The following is a 22,368-nucleotide window of genomic DNA, read 5'->3' as shown; positions in this document are numbered from 1 at the left end:
ATCCCGCAACAACCCGTGCATCCGGTCTTCTCGCACGTACCGCACGTGTAACAACTGCTGCCCTCGTACGTGGGCATGCACCGGGAGCCGCACGTCAGCTCGCAGGTGATACAGGTCTCGAACTCGTACGTGCGATAGCCGCAGTCTATGGGGACTTCCGTCTCGGCCCGCTCTCGTTGTTCTCGCTGCCCGGACCGGAAGCCCCGATGGGGACGGCGCCGGAGGTCGAGGTCGAATTCATCGGGGGGCGATGCGTGCTCATGCAGGCGTACGAGACTTCCGCGCCCTTCCTGAGCGTTATCCGGGTCGCCTCCGCGCCGATGAACGGTGGCTGCTCCCAGAGAATTCCGGCACTGTCGACGACATCGTCGACGGCGAATTCGATGCAGTAATCGAAATTGCGTGTGAAGTACAGGCGCCGGTGGCCCGGGCGGTCACTGTCACCGAGGAATCCGTTGAACGTCGGTCCTTCTTCGCTCCGGTCCTCCGCCCGGCGCGGCTGGCACCGGAATTTCTCGACAACGGGATCCTGCGGGCCCTCGATGTCCCTGGGCTTGCCCCCATCCTTGCCCCTGGGCCTGTCCCGCCCCCTGGGATTTCCCTCGTCCGCACGATCGGCCATCCCATTGCTCCTTCTTGCGTGTCGGGCAACCTGGAGGTGCGTATGCAACGACCAGCAACAAGATGAGAAGGCCCATCAAGCCTTCCACGGCGGTTGGCGGTGGGCAACCGGAGCCCGTGCCCACCTGGTCACTCCGTTTGGCCGGCCCGCTGCTGCATGCCGTGAGCCATCCTGAAGGGAGTGCCATGGTGGTCGACGTCGGCGCCGGGGGGCAAGTTATTGAGGTAGGCGGTGCGGGCGGGGTCGTCCACGTGAGCCAGGCAGGCAGTCTGGCCCGGGATGCGGATACCTCGGCAGCCGACCGGGTCCGTCGCGGGACCGGCGCCGTGACCGCAGTGCGGCCAGTCAGGCGGCTGCGGTGGGGCGGCAGGCGATCTGCTCATCGCTCGGCGGCCGTCCGGTGCGTCATGTCCTCCATCATCGCTCGGCTTGTACAAGAGCGGTGGCCTCCGGATGCGGCCTGACTTCGGGTTCACCCACCGGTACGAGCTCCTGCATGGAAGGACCGTTCTGGTGCACTGCTGCGAGTTTGAGCTGGCGGTCGCGGGCGGCTACCGCAAATTTCCGTTTCGGTACTCCCGAAGGCCGAGATGGAGCGCACCTTCACTGCCGAGCGGGCCGCCGTCAGCGCGCAGCCGACTCCATCATCCGTGCAGCCAACTTCGGAGGCAGACAGCAGTGTCGCTGTTCGTCACCCGTCCATTGTCCGGTAAACGTGTCCCGAAAAGAGCGCCATCTCGAGGGTTTTCCGGACGGTCTGCCGGACGGGCGGTTAGCATCCCCTTAGGGATCAGTCCAGCACGACCGGATGCCGGGGGATACGGTCCTCACGGGCGCGCGCAACCAGGTCGACGAGGCCTGCGGGATAGACCGTTTCCCTTGTCCGGCCGGGCTGGGTCGAGGCCGTAAGTATGCGGCCGACCCGGCCCAAGCCAGTAGGGTGCGCCGAGTGAAGAATGAACCCCGCCGCGCCAGCACCTTCCGCCTCGTGGTCACGGGAGGAGGCACCGGCGGTCACACCTATCCGGCGCTCACCGCGATCCGCACGTTGCAGAGTCGTCTGGCGGGAGAGGGCAGGGCCCTTGACGTCCTGTGGATTGGTACTGCCGATGGCCTGGAGGCGCGCGTGGCGCCGGCTGAGGGGATCGCGTTCGCCACGGTGGCCACGGGGAAGATCCGCCGCTCGAGCAACCCGCTCAAGATGATGTCCGCGGCGAATATGCGGGACATGGCTCGCGTACCGCTTGGCGTGGCTCAGGCGAGGAAGCTGGTCGCGGACTTCCAGCCGGACGTTGTGCTTGCCACCGGCGGCTACGTCGCGGTTCCCGCGGGGCTGGCCGCGCGTATGTGCCGGCGTCCGCTGGTGTTGCACGAGCAGACGGTGCGCTTGGGTCTGGCCAACCGGAAGCTTGCCGGTTCGGCGACGTGGATTGCGGTGTCTTCCGAGTCGACGTTGCCTCTTCTGCCGGCGGAGGTGCGCGGCGCTGCGGTGGTCACCGGCAATCCGATCCGGCCGGAGGTACTGGCCGGGCATCCGGATAAGGCGGTGCAGGCTCTTGGCCTTCATGGCTTCGACCGGCGGCTGCCGACTGTGTACGTCACCGGTGGTGCGCAGGGTTCCCAACAGATCAACGGCGTCGTACGGGACGCTCTGTCCTGGTTGCTGGAGAGGGCGAACGTGATCCACCAGTGCGGCCCGGACAACGTCGGGGAGCTGCGGCAGTACGCAGCGGCCCTGCCAGCCGGGTTGGCTGGCAGGTACCACCTCACCGGGTTCGTCGGCCCGGAGCTGCCGGACGTTCTTGCGCTCGCGGATGTCGTTGTGTCGCGCAGTGGGGCCGGGACTTTGGCCGAGCTCACCGCTCTCGGCAAGCCGGCCGTTTTCATCCCGCTTGCCTCCTCGGCGGGGAACGAGCAGGCGCACAACGCCCGCCATCTGGAGGAGGGTGGGGCCGCCGTCGCCTTGCTCGGTGACGTCACTGCAGACCATCTCCGCGACGCGGTGGGCCCGCTCCTTGCTGATCCGGCACGGCGGGAAGAGATGGCGCAGCGGGCCCGGGCGCAGGGGAGGCCGGATGCGGCGGACCGGCTCGTGGACGTGATCCTGTCCGCCGCATCCGGCTGACCCGTGTGCGGTCACGGGAGACCACGGCCGACGTGTAGCGCGGTGCCCGCATCGATGAGCACGGCGCAGTCGTTGAAAACCTGGTCGCCCTGGCCCATCGGGTCGGGGACGTCGCGGCCCGGGAGATAGAGGCTGAGTTTGTGCGCGTTGTCCTCGCCACAGATCGCACGGAGTGTGCCGAGGACAGCGGCGTCCATCGCCAGTACCTCGTCCGCCCAGTCCAGCATCTCCAGGGTGATCTGCTGCGCCCGGTGGAGGGTGAGGTCGAGTCCCAGTCGCCGCGCGGCGTTGATCATGGATGGGTTGGCGGGCTGGCCCTGCCATTTGCCGATCAGTCCTGCTGAGCGGGCCGTCACGGCCGTGCCTCCCCTGCGGGTGAGCGCGATCTGGGCGAACGGGGAGCGGCAGTAGTTCCCCAGGCAAACGGTCAGCAGGTTGCGCATCTCGATCCTCCGGCGGACTTGAGGGCCTGTCCGAGGGCTGTGACCACGTGCTCGATGTCCGGCTCAGTGAGGTGCTGGTGGAAGGGCAGGCTCAGGATCTGCTCGCCGACCTGCTCGGTGGCCGGCAGTGTGCGCCGCCAGTCGGCGAAGGCGGGCTGGAGGTGGTTGGGCGGGTAATGGACGCCCACACCGATGTCCTGGGCTCGTAGGGCTGCGAACACCTGGTCTCGGTGTGGCACGCGGACCTGGCACAGATGCGGCACCGTGTGCTCGACGTCGACGTCGACGAGCGTCACGCCGTCCAGTGGGGCGAGGGCGTGCCGGTAGGTGTGCCACAGGCGGCGCCGGGTGTGCTCGGTCGCAGTGAAGCGATCGAGTTGGGCCAGCCCGATGGCGGCGTTGAGGCTGGGAAGTTGGTAGCGCAGGCCGAAGCCTTCCACCCGGTAGGTGGTGATGTTCGCTCGCTCGCTTTGAGACTGGACGATGCCAAGGAGCCGAAGCCGGCGGATGCTGTCGGCTTCCTTCGGCGTGCGGGGGATGACCATGCCGCCCTGGACGCAGGTGAGGTTCTTGATCGGCCCGAATGAGAAGCACGTCAGGGCCCCGGTGGTGCCCACGCGTCGTGTGCCGTTGCGGGAGCCGAAGGCGTGCGCGGCGTCCTCGATGACGGCCACTCCCCGCTCGTCCAGTTCGGCCTGGACGGCGCCGAGGTCGACGGCCCGGCCTCCGAACAGGACCGGGATGACGGCGGCCGTGGTGTCGCTGACCGCATCCATGACGAGCTGGTCGGTCACGCACAGCGTGGCGGGTTCGATGTCGACGAAGCGCGGGGTGGCGCCAACGGCCAGGATTGCCTGGATCGTCGCGCAGAACGTCATGGACGGCACGATCACCTCGTCGCCGGGGCCGACTCCGGCGGCGAGTAGGGCGGTGTGGAGGGCCGCGGTGCCGGAGGCGACGGCCAGGGCGTCTGCGACGCCGAGGAAGCCAGCGATCCTGCGCTCGAACTCCTCGGTGACGTCTGTGTGTCCGTACTGCCCTGACTCAAGGACCTGAACGGCCGCTGGGGTTTCCTGCCCGTACAGGTAGGGGCTGGCGTTGCGCGTGGCGTCCGGCCTCACGGTTGCGGTCATGATGTCCCTCCCTTCGCCACGGTCGTGAGGTCAAGTTCGGCGACGTCTCCGACGGCCAGGGTCTCGATGTAGTTGGTCAGGAACAGCCCGGCCTTGTAGGTGAGGCGGTCGTGGTCGACCGGCAGGCCGAACAGGCCATTGACCATCTGGCCGACGAGGTCCGCTCCGGCTGCTTCACTCAGGGGGAAGCCGCCGGCGATCCGGACGTTCAGCTCGGTGATCGTGACCGCAGCATCGTCGGAGACGAACCCCTGCACGCAGCAGATGCCGCGGGCGCGGACAGCGCCCAGCGTCTTGACGACGGCCTCCCGTACCGCGGGGTGGTCGAACGTGGTGGAGACCGCGGCGAGGCCTGCCTTCACCAGATTGCGGCGGCGCAGGATCGCCGAGGCCCGTCCGGTGCGGTCGACGAGGCAGTCCGCGGTGAACTCGTAGCCGTACACCCGCTCTTGGACCAGTGGTTCTGGGACGAGCTCGCACAGGAGGCAGGCGTGGTCTCGCCTGTCGATGAAGTGGACGTTCTGAGCGCCGTGGCCGCGTCGGGGTTTGACGACGAGTGGCGTGTGGTCGGGGACTTGGTCGATCGCTTCGGGGAGCCACGTGCGCGGGGTGGGGATGCCGTGCGTGGTCAGGACCTGGTGGAAGGCGGCCTTGTCGATGCAGGAGCGCATTGACTCGGCATCCGGCAGCCACAGGCGCACGTCATCGGCCTGCAGCTGGGGAGCCATGTCCATCAGCGGTGGGAGGTCGTGCTCGATGCCGGCCACCACCGCGTCCACGGCGAGGTCCCGGCACAGCTCGGTCATGACGTGGGGGTAGTCGGGGTCGGCGGCGAGCGGGGTGACCCGGGGCTCGACGCCTGGCAGCAGGAGACCGGGGGCGAGAGGGTTCGCGTCGGCGGCGATGACCTGGTGGCCCAGGCGGGTGAGGCTGCGGGTCAGTCCGAAGCCCGGGTTGGCGCCGACCCCGGTGACAAGGATTCGGCGGGGGGCCGTGTGGTCAGTGGGCATGGGCTTCCTCTCCGGCGGGTGTGAGGGCGACCGTGGGACGGGATGCGTGGGGGTTGCGCATCAGGGGCGCCCAGCGGTCGGGGTTGCGCCGATACCAGTCGATGGTCTCGGCGAGTCCTTCCTCGAAGTCGCGCTGCGGCCGGTAGCCGAGGGTGGCGATCTTGCACCAGGTCATGGAGTACCTGAGGTCGTTGGACAACCGGTCGGGAACGTAGGCGACCGAGCCCCAGTCGGCCCCGCACAGGCGCAGGAGGTGGCCGGTCAGCTCCTTGCTCGTGAAGTCGGTGCCGCCGCCGATGTTGTAGACCTCCCCGGGGGCGCCGGAGCGTAGGACGAGTTCAATGCCGGCGCAGTTGTCCTCCACATGCAGCCAGTTCCGCACGTGCTCGCCGCGGCCGTGGAGGGTGACCTGATCGCCCTTCAGTAGCCGGGTCACGAATAGAGGGATGATCTTCTCCGGGTGCTGGCAGGGCCCGTAGTTGTTCGACGAGCGCGTGATGCACACCGGCACGCCGTAGGTCTGGTGGTACGACAGCGCCGCCAGGTCGCTGGCGGCCTTCGACGCCGCGTAGGGCACGCTCGGCCGCAGCGGGGCCGCCTCGTCGGCGGCTCCGGTGGGCAGGGGCCCGTACACCTCGTCGGTGGAGACGTGGACGAACTTGTCCACCCCCAGCCGGAATGCGGAATCCAGCAGGGTGCGGGTGCCGAGCACGTTCGTGGTCAGGAAGTTGCCCGCCTCGTAGAAGGAGCGGTCGACGTGGGACTCGGCGGCGAAGTGGACGACATGGCTGTGCCGTTTGATGAGGCTGTCGACCAGGTCGGCGTCGAGGATGTTGCCCTCGACGAAGTCCAGCTTGGGATCGAGGAACGCCTCCCCGAGGTTTTCGACGCTCCCCGCGTACGTCAGGGCGTCCAGGACGGTGACCTGGCCGATGTCCTCACATCGCAGAAGTCTCTTGACGAAGTGTGAGCCGATAAAGCCCGCGCCTCCGGTGACGAGCACCGTTCGCATAGTGCCTCCTCACGAGCCGATGGCAGGCGCCCCTGTCGGGGGCTCCGGCTGCCGGGTGATGCGATAGCACGATGCTGGGCTCAACCGTTCGATCGCGTCGATGGGTTGAGGGAGGTCCCGGGGAGGTCCCGCCACATGAACCAGTAACCGATTGGGCGCGGTGAGTGATTGTATGGAGGGGTGGAAGACGGACCCCTTCACCCGCTCGTCGCGGCGCGAATCGCCTGTGACATGACGGTCGGGGAGCTTGCCTCCGGCGTCCGCGCGGCAGCCGGCCGACGTGGTCTGCGCTCCGGCACCGATGAGGCCCGGGTGCGCAAATGGCAACGCGGCGACGCACAGCCCAACGAGGAATCCCAGATCTACATCGCCGAAGCGCTCGGCTGGCCTGCGGACATCGTCCGCGCCGACGACTGGCCGAACTGGCTTCCGGTTACCACCGACGGCGTCGTCCCGTTCGGACCCCACAGCTCCGTGACCGCCCTGAGAGAGGCCCTGCGAACCGCGATGGACCGCCGTGAATTCCTGACGATTTCCAGTGCCGCCCTGACCGCGCTGGCTGCGGACTGGGCCACCGGCCCCGCCGCCGCGCTCGCCCAGGCCCCCGACGGCGCTGCGATCGGCGAGGACTTCGTCGCCTTCCTGGAGGACACCACCCGCTATCTCGCCGGACTGGCCACCGAGCAGCCCCAGCACACCATCGTCCTGCTGGAGGCACACCTGTCCGCAGTGACCGGGCTTCTCGAGAACGGCCGCTGCACGCCCGCTCTGCGTCAGCGCCTGCACATCCTGGCGGCCTCGCTGTCCCAAACCGTCGCCTGGTACGCCTTCGACCGGGGCCGCCATCCCCACGCCAGCCAGAACTGGATCGCCGGGCTGCACAACGCCCACGCCGCCGGGGACCACAACATGGGCGCCGGACTCCTGAGCGACCTCGCCTACCAAGCCACCTGGCGCGGCGACCACACCACCGCGGCCGGCATCCTCACCCACGCACTGAACCGCACCACCCACCCCGCAGCCCGCTGCCTGCTCCAACTCCGACTCGCCCGAGCCCGCGCCGCATGCGGCGACCGCAGCGAACAACGCGCCGTCCTGCGCGCCTTGGCCGCAGCAGAGCAGCACCTCAACGAGGCCGGCACCGACCGGCCCGCCTGGTGCGCCTGGGTATCCGAGGCCGACCTCGCCGTGGACTCCGGCCAGGCACTCCTCAACCTCGGCGACACCGCCCGAGCCCACCAGCTCATCACCGAAGGCGAACGGCTACTCCCCGCCGCCCGGGACAAGACACGAGGTGTCTTCCTGACCTACCAGGCCGCGAGCTACCTCGACTTGAAGGAACCCGAACCCGCCGCAGCCGCCGCAACCGAGTCCATGCTCCTGGCCCGCCGCACCGGAGCACCCCGCTGCGTCCGCCTCGTCGAGGACCTGCTCCCCCGCTTCCAGCCCTACGCCCGCGCCCAGGGCGTACCGGAACTCTTCCAACTCGCCGCCGCGTAAACAGTCCTTCCTCTCGCCAACGCAGGTGATTAGGTACGGTCGCAACGACGCCGACGTCGCCGCACCCGGCCGGCGGGAAAGGGCGGATCCGAAGACCAGCGACGCTGGGCTTCTCTCGGTCAGAGAGTCCCTCCAGGTCGCGCTTCTGGCCGGGACCGAGGGCAGCGCGCAGGTGGACGAACTCACCGAAGCCGCCGCCGACCACTACCACTTGAACTACAACAAGCACCCCGTATCGATCTTGTTCCGGGAGGTCCGCGCTGCTCCGCGCCCGCCGGCGCCGGCCTGGCGGCCGTCCAGACCGGCGGACGGGGCGACGTCACGCAGGGACGCCGAGCGGCGGGTGCTCGAGCACGCGGGCCCTATCCCGGCGGGGGCGGCTACCAGGACCGCTCCCGCCCTCCCCGGTTCCGCGTTCTACGCGTCGGCCGGCCAGAACTGGATGAGATAGCGCTCCACCCCGGCACCGGTGCCTTCGCCCTCCGAAAGGGCTGCGGCTTCGGCCCGGCCGACGCAGCTGACGCGGACGTGCCAGGAGCCACCCGCGTCAGCCAGCGTGATGACGTCGTCCATCCGGCCCGTGTGCATGGACCACACCGCGACCTGCCCGCTCGTCGACTCAAAATCGGCTTCGGCCTGCTCGTCCCAGACGCCCGGATCCTGCGGGGGCGGCGCGCCGTCCCACACCTCCACGTCCACTGTGGCGGTATGGGTGTGCCCACCACTGGTGATGTCCAGACGCCCTGGATGGGTGCCCAGGAAGGAGTGGCGATGAAAGTCGTCGGGGAAGGGGACGGGCAGGTCTGCGTCGTCGGACTCTTGCAGCCCAAACGCGTGATACCCCACGAACGCGCTCACGCGCTGCCGCCGGACAAGCTGTCCCACAGTGGCCCCTTCCAATAAGGTCACGTCTCTCATCAGGATGCTAGGCCGCGGCCTACCCACCAGTCATACAGCGCGGGGAACCAGCCGAAGATGGCCTGGCAATACGGGCGCGGTTGGCGCAGTAGGGCCGCTGCGTGCTGTAGCAGCGCGGCCTGACCCGGTCGGGGCCCCAGATCGAGGGTGCGGGAGCGGGCCCGGCTCCACGTGGTTGCGGCCGTACAGTCGGGCCGCGCAGCAACTGTTCATCGTCGCCGTTCACGCCTTGCAGCCGCCACCGACAACCGGGCCGGCCCGGTCAAGTTCGGAACCGGGAGAGCCAGCCGCTGGCCTTCTGGGAGGCCGGCGCCGTGTCCGTCTCGCGACGTTCCTGCTCCTGGCGCTCGCGTTCGGCTTGTTCGGCCTGTCGCTCCGCTTCGAGCGCCGGTGCTTGCAGTCCTCGCACAGATGCAGGTGGCTGTCCCCGCGGCCCCAGTCGACCGCGATGCCGGCCTTCCACCTGTCGTCGGTGATCCTGGTCCCGCAGTCCCCGCCCACCGGACGCTGCGCCTCGCGTTCGGCTGCTTCCTGCGCGAGACGGCGCCGCCCCTCTTCAGTGCGGCAGGCGAGGGCGCATCCCGGCGGTGGTTGCCGATTGCGTCCCAGAGGGTCTAGCGGTCCTCGCGGCCGAAGCGCCAGAACGCGGGCCCGGCCGGGCCGTGCTCGCGCAGCAGCTCCAGCGTGGTCGCCACGATCGGCATCTTTCCCTTATCGAGGTGGAAGCCGTCGGCCCCCTGACCCTGCCAGTGCTCGCGGGTGAGGGCGGCGACCTTCTCCATCTGCTCCAGCGCGGGCCGGGGGCCGACCTAGTTGAAGACGAGCAGGACCGGCGGGTGCGTCGCGTCGCCCCACTGCGGATCGGGCGCGGACCAGCGGGTTCGCCACATCGGCTTGCCGCGGCCGTCGGTGTCCTTCGCCTTGCGGTGAAAGTGGCGCATGTACTTGTCGAATTTCGCGGCATCCTCGGTGCAGTTGTCGGCCTCGATGAACAACAGAGGCAGCCCCACCTCCGGGGTGATGAGGACGATGTCGGCCCACGCGCATCCCACGCCGGGGGTCGTGCCCGTCGACGGGAGCGCGATCTCGGTGGCGTAGGAGGTGAGGGTGCCGATCCCGTCGGGTGCGTCGACGCAGGCCTGGGCGGCTGCGATGGCTTCGGCCGGCTCATCTGCTACCCCGCAAGGTCGGGCTCCGGGCGGATCATCGCCACGACCGTCATCACGTGCGAGCACACGTGCCGACGGTGCTCCAGGCGGAGCTTCGTCGCCAGATCGTCGGCTGCGGGCGCAGCTGAGCCGAGCCGGTCGGCGGCTTTCAAGGCGACGGCCGCGACGTGCCCGGCGAGGGCGCGGCTTCGCGCTGCCCGGTCCAGACGGTGACGTACGAACCCGCCCCCTGAGTGCCACCAGCCCCCGCCGTCCGGGTCCGCGGGCGGCGGGAGTTGCGTTGGCCAGGTTCACGGTCCTGCTGGCGAGTCGGAGACCCGTGCGCACGTTCTCTCAATCTGATGTTCTGTCTTCACGGTGGCCGGGGGCGGTGGGACTTTCAACTGGCGAGGGTTTCTTCACCTTGAGTGCCCTCACCTACCCACCGGGAGGGGACTTCTCATGGCCACACTCAACGTCAGAGTTGCAGCTGTGTTCGGTGCAGCCGCCTTGATCCTTTCGGGAGTGGTCGCTCTCGCTCCCACCGCCTCGGCCGTATGTGGTGGGGTCGAGGTTTCCTCCACGGCGGGTGAGTTCTGTGTGGAGGCCAGCGTTACCGCGACCGAGGTGGCCGCGGAGGGGACGACCCGCGTGACGAGCCACGTGCCGGGTGTCGTCCACGTGACGAGTGACACCGGGGAGTCCCTGAACCTCTCGCCCCTCGACTCCGAGGGCGTCATCCAAGGCCACAGCCACATCGCTATCCAGCGCCTTTAGCGGGTCCGGGGCGTGACGGGAGGTTCGCCGGGTTGCGCCGATTGCGGGCCATTCGGTGGGACGGTGTGTCCGCACCGCTCGCCTCCGTGTGTCCCCGGCTGCGGTCTGGGGCGCGCCGGCGGCCGTGACACCCTGGGCTATCAACCGCCAGCAGGCGAAGATGTAGCGGCCCACGAAGTCGTCGTACAGGTCGTCCACACGGCCGCCACCCAACTCCCCGGTCCCGGGAACCGACTCCGAACCCACTCGGAGGCGTGGGTAGTTGCTCGACCGCCAGATCGCCGCGCTGACAGCGGCCGACTGCATCCGGGTGTTCTCCGACAAGAAGTCCGGCAAAAGACGCCGAACGCGGGGAACTGTGCCCGGGGGACACTCTCGTGATGCCCTCCCTCGACCGCCTCGGCCGCTTGATCCAAGACCTGCCATCCGCGAACTCATCGTGCAGGGCACGCACGAGGGCCTGGAGGCAGCTCGTTGCCCGCGGCGAGCGCATCGGGCCGCCTCCGGCGATGACGGAGGAACAGATCCGGCACGCCCGGGCCCTGCTCGCGCAGGAGAACACGGTCACCTCGATCGCGAAGCTGCTCGGTGTCTCGCGCACGATGCTGCACAAGTACGTGCCCGAACTGATGTTGGCCGCGACGTTTTCGTGCCGGGCGATCGGGGCCCAGCCCTACCTGGATCCCGGTGACCATGTGGCACAGCCCTCCGCCCCCTTCCCGGTTACCGGACCAGGGAGCGCAACACAGGACTCCTGTTGCTGCCGGTGCCAGTCCAGGCTGGCACACCGAAAGCCTGGCCGCCCGCCGTCCATCCCAGTCATTCCTTCGGTGGTGCATGAAGACCGGCCGGATGCCCCGCCTCACGCTGCCGCCCGCCGTCATCACCCAGGACCCGGAACCGCTGCACCAGCACGGCCGGCTCGCGATCCTCCGCCGGGTCCTCAATGACGACTTCTTGCCCCTGCGAGCCAGGGTCGCCGCCGCGCTCGTTCTCCTCTATGCGTAACCGGTCAGCCGCATCGTCCGCCTCACCAACGACGACGTCACCGACGACGAGACCACCGTCACCGTCCAGTTGGGAGACCCACCGTCCCCGCTGCCGGAGCCCGTCGCCGACCTGATGCGGGCCTATATCGGTCCCGCCAGCACCTGCCCTAGCCGTCCGGATTGTTCCGGGCCTCCTCCAACCGACCCGTCACCTCGGCCAGTTGGTCCTCAAGGTCATCCACCCGCTCCCGGGCCTCCAGCTCCTCGAACAATGAGCCCATCGGTGTCGCCTCCTCCACCGTCACGGTAGAGACGACCGCTCAGCCCATCCACCCGTGCGTGCCTCGTCAGCGCGCGGGGCAGTCCCTGCCTGCCAGCTCGCGGTGCAGGTAGGGCCCGTCCGGCATGGTGCCGTTCAGCCAGTCGGTGAGCCGCTCGGGCAGCGACTGCCCGAGCGGGGCCAGGGCATGCCCCGTGCAGCAGACGCACCGCCCCGGTCCATGAGCGGAACGATCCCTGACGGAAGGGGGCTTTCGGGCTCGGCGAAGTCGCGGTGTGCCTCCGCGATATCCACGCAGTCACTGAGCTTTTTCAGCGTGGCCACTGATCGGGTGACGGCGGTGAGGTCCGCAACGCACGAGGCTCCCGTGCCGTTGAGGGAGGTGTTCGACGTCTCAACTCACCGGCACAGGAGCCCTCGTTGGTTCCCTATCCTGCCGCACTCGACCTGCCTCCCGCCGTGGTCGAGTGGGTAACCATGCTCATCGTCACCCGAGAGGGTGACCGCCGCTGCAAGCTCCCGCCGCACGAGCGTGCCCTGGTCGGCCTGGTCTACCTGCGCCGACACGACACCCTCAAGCAACTCGCGGCCGGTTTCGGCATCTCCTTCGGCACCGCCCACGCCTACACCACAGCCGTCATCGCCCTGCTCGCCGACCGCGCGCCCGGCCTGCTGCGCGCCCTGCGGGAAGCCGATCCCGACTACGTGCTGCTTGACGGCACGCTCGCGGAATGCGACCGGGTCGGCGACAGCCGGACCGACTTCTCCCACAAGCACCGTCGGCACGGGGTGAACGTGCAGGTGGTGACCGACACAGCCGGGCAGCTGCTGCGGCTCTCGCCCGTCCTGCCCGGCCGCGCACACGACCTGACCGCGGCCCGCACCCACCGCATCATCAGGATCTGCGAACGCCAGGGCGTTGCGGTGCTCGCCGACCGCGCCTCCCTGGGAACCGGTCCATGGGTGACAACACCGATCCGACGCCCGCCCGGCCGCGACTTGTCGCCGACCCAGCGCACGGTCAACCGCGCGCTGTCCGCCGCCCGGGCGCCAGTGGAGCGGAGGGTCGCCCGGCTGAAGTCCTGGCGCATCTTCCGCAGGGCTCGATGCAGCCCGAATCGAATGTCGTCCATCGCCGCAGCCATCCTCACCCTGGAGCGGCAACGCTGAAAGAGCTGACTGAACAAGTCGCCGGCATCCGTCAACGACACCACATCCCATGGCCCGAACCCACCATTGGCCACTTCGAGATAGAGCCGCCGCAGTAGCAGGGGCATCGGGTGCCCCACCATCTGCTCCACCGCTCGTACATCGTCCGCAGAGGCAGGATCCGGCAGTTCTCGGTCGGTCACCTGCTCACGCACGGCCAGGACGAGATCGTCATCAGTCACATGCAGATCCTCGACCACGCCGGACCGCTTGTCGATGGGCAACGTTGCTGCTCAGCACCTTCCTGGCTCTGTATGCGAGAAGGGGCAGCAGATGTTCACCGCTTCGAGAGGCAGTCCCGAGGGCCGCAGCATTCGAATTGTTCACGGGATGCGGCAGCACCGGTTGCCAGGCTCAGGGGCGGTACGCGGCTGTCGCGATCTCGACGAAGGATCGGATCAGTGGGTTGGTGTCGCCTTCGTTCCACACCGCAACCACTCGGCTCGGCGTCATGTCGATCAGCGGCACCACGGCCAGTTCTGCGGGCAGGTCGTGTCCGAGCGGGGCCAAGCCGACCGTGCCGTTCCACAGAACGGCCTGAAGGCATTCCTGGACTGCGCGCACGACTGGGCCCTCGCGCGCCCTGCCCCCGTTCCAGTACGACTGCCAGATGGGGTCGGCACCCTGCGGGAACTGGAACCAGCGGCGGTCGCTCAGCTCGGCCAGCCGCAGCCGGTCGCGGTGGGCCAGTGGATCGTCGGCGCGCAGGACCACGCCGACCGGATCGGTTCGCAGCGCACGCACCGTCAGGGCGGTCTCGTCGAACGGCGCCCGGGTGAGGGCAACGTCGACCAGTCCGGCGCGCAGCCCGCACGTCGGGTCGGTCAGGTCGGTGTCGCGGATGCGGATGTCGATGCCGGGGTGCTTTCGACGGTAGGCGTCGGCCAGCCTGCTCACTCCCGGGTCGGTGCCGTCGCTCAGGATGCCGACGGTGATGGTAGCGGCGCCGGCCGCGGCGCTGACGCGTACACGGACGCGGTCGGCATGGTCGAGTAGGGCTCGCGCCTCGTCGAGCAGCACCGTACTCACCGAAGTGAGCGTGACGCCGGTGGACGAGCGGGCCAAGAGCAGGGCCCCGACGTCGGCCTCCAACTGCTTGATCGCCCGGCTCAGCGGCGGCTGGCTCATGTGCAGTCGGGTGGCGGCCCGGCCGAAGTGACGTTCCTCGGCGACCGCCACGAAGTAGCGCAAGGTCCGTAGCTCCACGCTGCAACGATACCCACGAGGTATCGACGCTGCGGGATGGGTCTTGGACACCGGCAGGGCTCTCGCGGTGCACTCGTGAGCATGACCGAAGAAGCTAAGACCAGCGAGCCGCAGGCCAACCCCGCCGTATCGGTGGTGGGTCCCGGCGACGGTGAGACGATCGTTCTGGGCACCACGCGCATGCGCGTTCTGGAGGACGGCAGCCACACCGGGCACCGCCTCGCGATCGCCGAGTCCGTCCTCGCCCCGCACACCCAGGGACCGCCGCAGCACCGCCACGCCCGACACGACGAGGGCTTCTACGTCCTCTCCGGCACGGTGCGGTTCACCGTCGGGGACGAGGACTACGACGCCACCAAGGGCACGCTCGTCATGGTTCCGCCCGGCAGCCCGCACACCTTCGCCAACCTGACCGACCAACCCGCCGTCATGCTCAGCACCTTCACCCCCGACCTGTATGTGCAGTACTTCCGGGACCTCGAGGAGATGTTTGCCGGCGGTCGGCCGCCGACGCGACAGGCCAACATCGACGCGATGAGCCGCTACGCGACCGAGCCCGCCACCGACCTCCTCTGACGCCGACGGGACGGAATGGCGATGCCACCCCTCTTCCGACCGGCGAGGCCGTGGCGCTGCCGCCTTTCGCGTTCGGCCCCTTCGGACGACGGACCGGGCCTTCTCCAGGGCTTCCCTGGCAATCGACGGGGCTCCCGCGAACCGGTGGCCCATGAACGGGAACGATGAGCATCGTCTACTGGATCGTGGCGGGACTGCTCGCCCTCTGCTACTGCTACGCAGGCACGCTGAAGGTGATCCGCAGCCGCGATCAACTCCGCCCGATGATGACCTGGGTCGACCGCGTACCCTTGCCCGCCCTCAGGGCGCTGGGAACGCTCGAAATACTCGGCGCGATCGGCTTGGTCCTGCCACCGCTGACCGGCATCGCGCCCTCGCTGGCGCCAGCCGCGGCCATCGGCTTCGTCCTCCTGCAGATCGGTGCGATCGCCATGCACCTGACCGGCGAAGACCGCCGGATCGCACTCAACCTCGGGCTCACCGCCACCGCGGCCGTGACCGTCTGGCTGGCCACCGGGCTGTGATCGAGACAGTCCTCGACCGGAGGATGCGAAACCAGGGCCAGCCGCCCCACGGCCGCTGTCATTTCTCATGAACATCGAACACGCCGCCATCTACGCGCTGCTGGGTGAGGCGTACATCTGCCGTCGTAACTCGCGAACAGAGCCACCTTCCCTCAGAAGGGACTGCACCCAAGTCCATCTGCGTGAGATCGGCGTCCCGTCGCAGCGCGGCAGGACCTCCGCAATCCGACAGCTCGTCCTCCAGGCCCCGGCCCCCGTCACCGCGAAGGCACTCGGCTATCACGACAAGACCACCACCCGCCTGGGCACCGAGGCTGGCGGAACCTGGAGCCGACACGCCCCTGGCGACCACTGAGGAGTATGTCGTTCCCGATTCTTTGACTCAGTGGTGGCCGGTCCAGCCGCCCAGCCGGCCCAGGAAACGCCACACCGGCCGCTCGTGCTGCCTGCCCACGTGCCGCTTCGTCTCCCACGACAGCGCACTGTTGCCGTAGGCACGTGTGGCCAGGCGGTTCACTTCCTCTTCCACGTCCCGCAGATGCTTGCCGATGCGTTGGATCCCCTGGTTGCAGTCTCTGAGCCACAACACCCCCAGCAGGAGCGTGGCAACGGCGACGTACACCGAGGGCCTGTGCAGGGAGACTCCGCCCGTTCCCACGACCAGGGCAGCGATCACTCCCGGGAAGCCGAGTATCTGCATCCTCGACGCCACACGCTGGGTGATTTCCGCCCGCAGCGACTCGTACTCCCGCATGAGCAGAGCGATGATCTCGGCATCGTGGTCCTGGCTGTCCTGGTGTGCCATGCCTCCCCCAAGGGCCGACTCGCATCTGTCCCTGGCCTTCCCTCGCTCTCTGGAGCCAACCTGCATTTGAGGAAGACCTGCGCCGCACGGGCATCCTTGGACGCCGCGGGCGCAGCAAGCCGGTGGACTTCACTCTCCAGGCCGCCGGGGACACGTGTGCGCCGGAGCGGTTGGCGCGCACGTACCGGGCGAAGATCTCCAGGCTGTCTAGGAAAGGTGAAGAAGTCCGCGCAGCAGGTCCCGGCTCCCCTCCGGTCTCAGGCTCTCGTGCTGAAGTTCCTTCAGCGTACGCCCGTACTGGGCTACCTCCTCGTGTCTGTCCAGGTAGAGCGCGCTGGTGGGCTGCTCGAGGTAGACGACGTCCGAGAGGTCGTACTCCGGGAAGCTGAAGATGGTGAAGCTCCGCTCTCCCCGGAGTGGCCGCCGAAGCTGAACGGCATGATCCGCAGCCGTACGTTGGGGCGCTCGGAGAACTCGATCAGGTGCTGGAGTTGGCCGCGCATGACGTCACGGTCGCCGTACGGGCAGCGCAGGGCAGCCTCGTCCAGAACGATATGGAGATCGGGGGGTGTCCGACAGGGAGCCGGTGTGGTTGACGACCACGACCGGCTCGGGCAGCACCAGCAGCCCGGTCGGCATGAGGATGTCCCGGTCGCGGTCCAGGGTGCCGATGTCGGCCAGGCGCATCCCGCGCTCCGCTGCCGTCGGCGGCGAGCGCGGGATGCGCCTGGCCGCTGGGAGTCGGTCAAGTAGAAGACAACCGTGCCGCGCGGCCCCGCAATGTACGTCAAGGGCGGTGAAGGGGGCACAGGGGTGCGGTGTCTCATCCGACATGCTGAATGCATGATCTCGACGCATGGACCGAGAGGCAGCCAACCATGCTTCTGAAGCAAGGAGTCTCCGGTCTCATGTTGGAGGTCGTATGCGTCTTCGCCGTGCCCTCGTTGCTGCCGTGACCGCAGCGTCTGCCGCCGTGCTGGTTCTAGGGTCAGCACCTAGCGCTGCCGCCGCCAGCGTCGACCTCACGGGCAGTGTGCAGGTCAGGATTGTGGGAGGAACTGCCTCCGCAGAAGTCGGTGTCGATGCCGACTTGGCCGAGTAAGAAATTCGGCGGTAATCCGTTCGTCCTCTCCTCAGCCACCCGAGCCCTCTCCTTTCGCCTTCGCTGACCCGCCGCTTGGGCTGGCCTGGTTACCGTACGGGCCGCGGACCGTCAGAGCCGCGGCCTGTTGCGGGCCTTGGCCTGTGCCCGGGAGCGAACGACGACCGGGTGCTCCAAGGCTTCGCACCGACCCCGCCGCCCCGCCGACAGGCGTCTACGAGCGCGGCCAGGCGGCTGGGGTGGTCGGCGGCAGTGGGATCTCATCTAGCCTCAGCCACTGCTCTCGGCCGTGCCCATCAGGCAGGCAAAACCGCATGTCCCGGGCGTCGTCCGCCTCGTGCGGAGCATCCCCGACCGCCCGCAGCAGGGCCCGCAGCCTCGGGTAGGGGCCCTGCATCGCCCGTCCGCTCCGGCTGATCGATCAGGACGCGTATTTCGTCAGGACGCCAGGCTTCGACAAGTGCGACGCCTCGAAGCCGACGATCAAGGCGACATCCGGTAGCACGATACTGACGCACACCGCATGTGCGGCCCGGGCCGGTCACAGGGCCGACCCCGGGCCGCGCCACACCGGAGAACGGAGACGTGAAGTGAGGTCCGGCGGGATCACATGGATAGCCGACGAGGACATCTCCTGGCTCGGCTACTACATCAAGCTGGCCCGGGGCCTGACAGGCGAACAGCTCGCCGCCCGCCTCGCCGCTCCCGGCGGCCCCGTCTCGGTCCAGGCCACCAAGGGGCCGCAGGCCGAAGAGCTCATCGACAGGCTCGACGCCGAGCGCGGCGACACCGACAGCATCGCCGTCCGCTACGGCGACCACGCCGGCCTGGGCTTCGCCATAGCCTACGGCCACTGGCCGTCCGTCCTCGGGCCCGCGTACCACGACGGGACATCCCGAGACGGAGTCCACGTCTTCGAGCTCTACTACGAGAAGCAGAACCCGAAGGTTCCGCCACCCGCATTCGCCTACTTCCACGACGACCACTATGTGTGCGGCTTTGACATGTACATGTACACCTGGTCGCAGGAGATCACCGGCCCCGGCGCCGACCTCATCCGCGCTGACATCATTGCGGCCGGAATCCCGGAGGAAAAGAAGGGGGACACAGCGCACCGTGCCTCTCTCGCCGTGCTGGAGCAGCGCTTCGAACTGGCGCTGCCGCGTGAACCGATCCTCGACGCGTCACTGCCCACTGCGCTCGTAAGAGGGCACCAGCCGCGATGAGCCGTCCCCATGATCGCAGACGGCCCCCAGCGCTCCAGCTGGCTCGGGGTGCGCGCCCACGTGCATCGCATCGCCGTTGAGGGACAGCCCGCCGATGTCCAGACGGCGATCCCCGCGCAGTCGGCCGGTCCAGTAACGCGGTCGGGCCCGCGTCGTCCGGTCACCGAACGCCAGGCTGCCCCCCCTCATGGCCCTCCCACGAGACGCCGGTCGAGCCTCGCGGTACAGCAAGCCGCGGCAAGCGTCCTCAGAAGTGGTTCAACTCCAGTTCGCCGTTTGATCGACCGAGCTGACTGAATGTTGAGCCAGCACGTGACCTGGCGGCAGGTCACACGAACCACGCGGGCTCGAACGTTCGTCCTGCACGATTCTGATGGGCTCGGACGAATTAGAGGAATTCAAATTTGAGGGTGACCGAGCTGCCAGGCCCTATGCCGTCCGGAGGTGGCGCCTCGGTATCCAAAACCCTGGCCAAAACCCATCGACCTTCGCCGGTTTGAATGCAAAGGCTCTGCGTTTTCTCTACCTGGCGCAGATCCACGGTTTCATCAGCGCGTTCCGAAAGGGTCGAGCAGGCGGGAATGTTCACATTGTCGATGACTCCCATCTGAACTGGAGCGGAGAAGGTGAAATATCCTGAGAAGAAATAGATGTCGTCCGCATTGCCGTACTGGTTGGTTATCGCCTTCCCGTCCACGTCCACGTAGTGGTCATGTGGGATCTTGAGCGCATAACTGGCTGCCGGTCGGTTGCCTTCATCACCGGTTTCGCCGCCCGAACTTGTCCCACTCGTGGCTCCACCAGCGGGACTCCCCCCGCCCGAGGCACCTCCAGCGGCATCGCCACCTCCGGGGCCCTTGCCGCCACCACCTGTCTTTCCGTCGGTGGCCCCACCGTCCGACCCGGACACTCCAGAGGTATTGCCGTCATTACTCTCGCCACAGACGCCGTTGGGGCAATTATTCTCGGTGTTATACGAGTCGCTAGTGCAGCTACTGATCGCGAGCAATGCAGCTAACACTATCGCGGGCCGATTGAATTTTCTTGGAGATGGATTTGCCACGTTCACTTTGAACGGTCCGGGGTGCCGACTCGGTTGTCGTCGTTGTCTCGCCCGCATACGCCACCGGCGCATTCATTGTGATCTCTACCGACATTGTTGGGAACTGCTTGGAAAATTCCGATGACGGCGATAGCGATCAGTCCGATAGCGATGATCAGCCTGATCAAAACCCTTCGGCGATCTTCACTGCTCATTGGAGGCATGCGTGCCCCTCCCCCCTGGCGCCCAGCGAGCCGAAAGACATGGTGGCAGAGATCACTTCTCGCTGCCCTGCATCTGCGGCAGTTAGGCGGTTTCGTTTGGATCATCGGGCGGACCAGAGGAAGATGCCTGCGATGTGGAGTCCGGCCAGGTAGATGGTCGCGGTCTTCTCGTAGCGGGTGGCGATGCCGCGCCACTGCTTGAGGCGGTTGATGCACCGCTCGACGGTGTTGCGCTGTTTGTAGGTCTCGCGGTCGAAGGCCGGTGGCCTGCCGCCCCGGCTGCCCCGTCGCAGCCGGTGGCTGTGCTGGTCCGCCGGGACGGGGATCACTGCCCGGATGCCGCGCTTGCGCAGGTGTTCGCGGATCGCGCGGGACGAATAGGCCTTGTCGGCCAGGACCAGGTCCGGCCTGGTGCGTGGCCGTCCTCGCCGACGGGGAACGCGTAGGCGAGCCATGACGTCGGTGAAGACAGGCGCGTCGCCGGCCTGGCCCGCAGTGAGAACGAACGCCAGAGGCCGGCAGCGGTCATCTGCAGCGAGGTGGATCTTCGTGGTCAGTCCGCCGCGGGAGCGGCCGATGGCGTGGTCGCGGGGTTCGTCTGGCTGGGCCCCTTTTTGCGGGCCCCGGCCGCGTGCTGGTGGGCACGCACGATCGTGGAGTCCACCGAGACGGCCCAGTTGAGGTCATCGTCGGCGTCGGCCTGTGCCATCAGCGCGGTGAACACCCGCTCCCAGGTGCCGTCGACGGCCCACATCCGCAGCCGGTTGTAGACGCCTCGCCAGTTGCCGTACTTCTCCGGCAGGTGGACCCACTGAGTGCCGGTCTGGAACTTGAACGCGATCGCGTCGATTACCTCCCGGTGGTCCCGCCACCGGCCGCCCCGCTTCGGTGTGCGGTCGGGGAGTAACGGCTCGATCCGCGCCCACTGCGCGTCAGTCAACGGCACACCGGACCAACGACCGACTGATCCAAACGAAACTGCCTAGTAGTGCTTCGTTAGGTCTATTCGTTGGTGCTGATCAAGAGCATGTTGGTCGTGTGGATGCGCATGAAGTGAACCGATTACGGGCGGCGTTGGCGATGTTCGTGGCGGATGTCTTCGCCTCGGTGCCGCGTACGGATCAGCGGGCCAAGGGTGAGTGCTATCTGCGAGGCCTGATGCTCGACGGTCGGCGCAAGTCGATCCAGCCGATGGCCGAGCGTCTGCCGGACGGGAACATGCAGGCCCTGCAGCAGTTCGTGAACCAGTCGCCGTGGGATCCGCTGCCGGTCAGGCGGCGGATCGCCGAGCGGCTGTCCAGAGTCGTCAGGCCCGAGGTGTGGGTGATCGACGACGTGTCGTTCCCCAAGTGCGGCAAGGCCTCGGTCGGGGTGGCCCGCCAGTACTGCGGAGCGGTCGGCAAACGGGCGAACTGCCAGGTCGCGGTCAGTGTCCATGCCGCCACCGACACCGCCTCGTGCCCGTTGGAGTGGCAGTTGTATCTGCCGCGGGAGTGGACGGACGAGCCCGACCGCTGCCGCAGGGCAGGCGTCCCCGAGGACGTGGTGCACCGGGAGAAGTGGCGGCTCGCGCTCGGCCTGCTGGACACACTCGCCGAGTGGCAGCTGGAGGCGCCGGTCGTGGTCGCCGACGCCGGCTACGGCGTCAGCACACCGTTCCGGCTCGGTCTCCAGGAGCGAGGGCTGTCCTATGTCCTGGCCCTCAACGGGAAGGAAGTCGCTCATCCGGAGGATGTCGAGCCGCACCAGCCCGCTTATGGCGGGCTCGGGCCGCCCACCCTTCCCCGCTACCGCACCCCGCCGCGAGCCATTTCCACCCTCGCGGCGCAGGCGGGTGCCAAGCGATTCTCCGAAGTGACCTGGCGGCAGGGCAGCAAGGGCGCGATGACCTCACGGTTCACGGTGCTGACGGTGCGGCCCGCGGGCAAACAGTCCCTGGCCGCCGCTCAGGAATCTGGCGGGGGCCGCAGCCGGTGGGACGGCGTCCTGCCCACCCAGACCCTCCTGGTCGAATGGCCGGACGGCCAGGACGCCCCGACGGACTACTGGATATCGAACCTGCCCGCCACCACACCCGTCGCTGACCTGGTGCGGTGGGCGAAGATGCGCTGGCGGATCGAACATGACTACCGCGAGCTCAAACACGGCCTGGGACTGGACCACTTCGAAGGCCGAACCTGGCGCGGCTGGCACCACCACGTCACCCTCGTCACCGCCGCGCAGGCATTCCTCACCCTCCGCAGGCTCGACCCAAAAGTCGAGACACCGACGCGAGCCTCTACCAGACCCTCGACGCACTCCAAGACCTGCTGAGGTGCTGGACCGGCACCTGCACCACCTGCGGTCGCCCCCTCAAAACCAGCAGAACCAGAACCTAACGAAGCACTACTAGTTCAGAGAAGGTCGGTGTACAGCTTGTTGGTCAGCTGAAGGCCGCAGCCTCAGAGCAGCAGCTCGCACCAGAATGTGTCATGTTCGTGACGGCGGCGGAAAGCGT

23 protein-coding genes and 1 pseudogene are annotated in these 22,368 nt (G+C 68.0%); 10 read left to right on the top strand and 14 right to left on the bottom strand.

All coding sequences use genetic code 11. From position 1 onward, the window contains the following. Positions 1–145: 145 nt before the first annotated feature. Complete coding sequence (locus ACQEV2_RS41350; RefSeq protein WP_433054003.1) at positions 146–622, bottom strand: hypothetical protein; 477 nt, start codon at positions 620–622, stop codon at positions 146–148. A 949-nt stretch (positions 623–1,571) separates the two neighbouring features. Between ACQEV2_RS41350 and ACQEV2_RS41345 the strand changes: the two genes are divergently transcribed. Further along, positions 1,572–2,747: a UDP-N-acetylglucosamine--N-acetylmuramyl-(pentapeptide) pyrophosphoryl-undecaprenol N-acetylglucosamine transferase gene (locus ACQEV2_RS41345; RefSeq protein ID WP_433054000.1), complete on the top strand. Its 1,176-nt coding sequence runs from the start codon at positions 1,572–1,574 to the stop codon at positions 2,745–2,747. Positions 2,748–2,758: 11 nt separating this feature from the next. Here ACQEV2_RS41345 and ACQEV2_RS41340 read toward each other — a convergent pair whose 3' ends face one another. The 4 genes from ACQEV2_RS41340 to ACQEV2_RS41325 are packed head-to-tail and all read right to left on the bottom strand — an operon-like array spanning position 2,759 to position 6,345. After that, positions 2,759–3,190, bottom strand: a complete 432-nt coding sequence (locus tag ACQEV2_RS41340) for a low molecular weight phosphotyrosine protein phosphatase (protein WP_433053997.1) — start codon at positions 3,188–3,190, stop codon at positions 2,759–2,761. Continuing rightward, entirely contained in the window at positions 3,175–4,323 is a 1,149-nt protein-coding gene (locus ACQEV2_RS41335) for a DegT/DnrJ/EryC1/StrS family aminotransferase (protein WP_433053994.1), read from the bottom strand. Before ACQEV2_RS41335 ends, ACQEV2_RS41340 begins: the two co-directional genes overlap by 16 nt. After that, complete coding sequence (locus tag ACQEV2_RS41330) at positions 4,320–5,333, bottom strand: ATP-grasp domain-containing protein (RefSeq protein ID WP_433053991.1); 1,014 nt, start codon at positions 5,331–5,333, stop codon at positions 4,320–4,322. The genes ACQEV2_RS41335 and ACQEV2_RS41330 overlap by 4 nt, the downstream gene beginning before the upstream one ends. Then, the gene (locus ACQEV2_RS41325) at positions 5,323–6,345 is read right to left on the bottom strand and encodes a dTDP-glucose 4,6-dehydratase (RefSeq protein WP_433053988.1); all 1,023 of its coding nucleotides are present in this window, start codon (positions 6,343–6,345) and stop codon (positions 5,323–5,325) included. Before ACQEV2_RS41325 ends, ACQEV2_RS41330 begins: the two co-directional genes overlap by 11 nt. Positions 6,346–6,576: 231 nt before the next feature. On the opposite strand from ACQEV2_RS41325, the gene ACQEV2_RS41320 reads away from it, so the two are divergent. Further along, on the top strand, positions 6,577–7,845 hold the full coding sequence (locus tag ACQEV2_RS41320) for an XRE family transcriptional regulator (protein WP_433053985.1): 1,269 nt from the start codon (positions 6,577–6,579) through the stop codon (positions 7,843–7,845). 417 nt (positions 7,846–8,262) lie between these two features. On the opposite strand, the gene ACQEV2_RS41315 is transcribed toward ACQEV2_RS41320, so the two are convergent. From ACQEV2_RS41315 to ACQEV2_RS41305, 3 genes are all read right to left on the bottom strand, one after another. Next, positions 8,263–8,730 carry a hypothetical protein gene (locus ACQEV2_RS41315; RefSeq protein WP_433053982.1) on the bottom strand — a complete coding sequence of 156 codons (468 nt, stop codon included), beginning with the start codon at positions 8,728–8,730 and terminating at the stop codon, positions 8,263–8,265. Between the two features lie 647 nt (positions 8,731–9,377). Then, entirely contained in the window at positions 9,378–9,545 is a 168-nt protein-coding gene (locus tag ACQEV2_RS41310; RefSeq protein ID WP_433053979.1) for a hypothetical protein, read from the bottom strand. A gap of 27 nt (positions 9,546–9,572) precedes the next feature. Continuing rightward, positions 9,573–9,998 (bottom strand): hypothetical protein, encoded by a 426-nt coding sequence (locus ACQEV2_RS41305; RefSeq protein ID WP_433053976.1) that lies wholly within the window; start codon positions 9,996–9,998, stop codon positions 9,573–9,575. A 375-nt stretch (positions 9,999–10,373) separates the two neighbouring features. Here ACQEV2_RS41305 and ACQEV2_RS41300 point away from each other — a divergent pair, with 375 nt between their 5' ends. From ACQEV2_RS41300 to ACQEV2_RS41290, 3 genes are all read left to right on the top strand, one after another. Continuing rightward, positions 10,374–10,688, top strand: coding sequence for a hypothetical protein (locus ACQEV2_RS41300; RefSeq protein ID WP_433053973.1), 315 nt, complete (start codon positions 10,374–10,376; stop codon positions 10,686–10,688). Between the two features lie 852 nt (positions 10,689–11,540). Continuing rightward, positions 11,541–11,696, top strand: coding sequence for a hypothetical protein (locus ACQEV2_RS41295; RefSeq protein WP_433053971.1), 156 nt, complete (start codon positions 11,541–11,543; stop codon positions 11,694–11,696). Between the two features lie 681 nt (positions 11,697–12,377). Then, positions 12,378–13,127 carry a transposase family protein gene (locus ACQEV2_RS41290; protein ID WP_433053968.1) on the top strand — a complete coding sequence of 250 codons (750 nt, stop codon included), beginning with the start codon at positions 12,378–12,380 and terminating at the stop codon, positions 13,125–13,127. A gap of 393 nt (positions 13,128–13,520) precedes the next feature. Here ACQEV2_RS41290 and ACQEV2_RS41285 read toward each other — a convergent pair whose 3' ends face one another. Next, entirely contained in the window at positions 13,521–14,372 is an 852-nt protein-coding gene (locus ACQEV2_RS41285; RefSeq protein ID WP_433053965.1) for a LysR family transcriptional regulator, read from the bottom strand. 81 nt (positions 14,373–14,453) lie between these two features. On the opposite strand from ACQEV2_RS41285, the gene ACQEV2_RS41280 reads away from it, so the two are divergent. The 3 genes from ACQEV2_RS41280 to ACQEV2_RS41270 all read left to right on the top strand — a co-directional run bounded on the left by ACQEV2_RS41280 (position 14,454) and on the right by ACQEV2_RS41270 (position 15,827). After that, the gene (locus tag ACQEV2_RS41280; protein WP_433053962.1) at positions 14,454–14,948 is read left to right on the top strand and encodes a cupin domain-containing protein; all 495 of its coding nucleotides are present in this window, start codon (positions 14,454–14,456) and stop codon (positions 14,946–14,948) included. A 164-nt stretch (positions 14,949–15,112) separates the two neighbouring features. Beyond that, complete coding sequence (locus ACQEV2_RS41275) at positions 15,113–15,472, top strand: DoxX family protein (protein WP_433053959.1); 360 nt, start codon at positions 15,113–15,115, stop codon at positions 15,470–15,472. A 67-nt stretch (positions 15,473–15,539) separates the two neighbouring features. After that, positions 15,540–15,827, top strand: a complete 288-nt coding sequence (locus ACQEV2_RS41270; protein WP_433053956.1) for a hypothetical protein — start codon at positions 15,540–15,542, stop codon at positions 15,825–15,827. A 27-nt stretch (positions 15,828–15,854) separates the two neighbouring features. Here the strand turns inward: ACQEV2_RS41270 and ACQEV2_RS41265 are convergent, their stop codons facing one another. From ACQEV2_RS41265 to ACQEV2_RS41255, 3 genes and pseudogenes are all read right to left on the bottom strand, one after another. Next, positions 15,855–16,277, bottom strand: a complete 423-nt coding sequence (locus ACQEV2_RS41265) for a hypothetical protein (RefSeq protein WP_433053953.1) — start codon at positions 16,275–16,277, stop codon at positions 15,855–15,857. A gap of 207 nt (positions 16,278–16,484) precedes the next feature. Then, positions 16,485–16,843: pseudogene (locus ACQEV2_RS41260) on the bottom strand (DUF5753 domain-containing protein); the annotation flags it as partial. After that, positions 16,785–16,964 carry a hypothetical protein gene (locus tag ACQEV2_RS41255; RefSeq protein ID WP_433055270.1) on the bottom strand — a complete coding sequence of 60 codons (180 nt, stop codon included), beginning with the start codon at positions 16,962–16,964 and terminating at the stop codon, positions 16,785–16,787. The pseudogene ACQEV2_RS41260 and the gene ACQEV2_RS41255, both read right to left, overlap by 59 nt. A 1,005-nt stretch (positions 16,965–17,969) precedes the next feature. Between ACQEV2_RS41255 and ACQEV2_RS41250 the strand changes: the two genes are divergently transcribed. After that, positions 17,970–18,605, top strand: a complete 636-nt coding sequence (locus ACQEV2_RS41250) for a hypothetical protein (RefSeq protein WP_433053950.1) — start codon at positions 17,970–17,972, stop codon at positions 18,603–18,605. 388 nt (positions 18,606–18,993) lie between these two features. On the opposite strand, the gene ACQEV2_RS41245 is transcribed toward ACQEV2_RS41250, so the two are convergent. Together ACQEV2_RS41245 and ACQEV2_RS41240 are read right to left on the bottom strand one after the other, a co-directional pair. Next, positions 18,994–19,308, bottom strand: coding sequence for a hypothetical protein (locus tag ACQEV2_RS41245; RefSeq protein ID WP_433053948.1), 315 nt, complete (start codon positions 19,306–19,308; stop codon positions 18,994–18,996). Between the two features lie 664 nt (positions 19,309–19,972). After that, positions 19,973–20,817 (bottom strand): IS5 family transposase gene (locus ACQEV2_RS41240; protein ID WP_433053945.1). Its coding sequence is split into 2 segments (ribosomal slippage): positions 19,973–20,458 and positions 20,461–20,817, totalling 843 coding nucleotides; the frame shifts between segments, so codons are not numbered across the junction. Between the two features lie 92 nt (positions 20,818–20,909). On the opposite strand from ACQEV2_RS41240, the gene ACQEV2_RS41235 reads away from it, so the two are divergent. Beyond that, a complete protein-coding gene (locus tag ACQEV2_RS41235; RefSeq protein ID WP_433034744.1) occupies positions 20,910–22,184 on the top strand; it encodes an IS701 family transposase in 1,275 nt (424 codons plus the stop codon). Positions 22,185–22,368 lie beyond the last annotated feature (184 nt).

It is taken from the genome of Streptomyces sp. CA-251387 (assembly GCF_050936625.1).
Lineage (GTDB): Bacteria > Actinomycetota > Actinomycetes > Streptomycetales > Streptomycetaceae > Streptomyces.
Note: the sequence above shows the minus strand (reverse complement) of the source record. Positions and strands in the feature narration are given on the sequence as shown.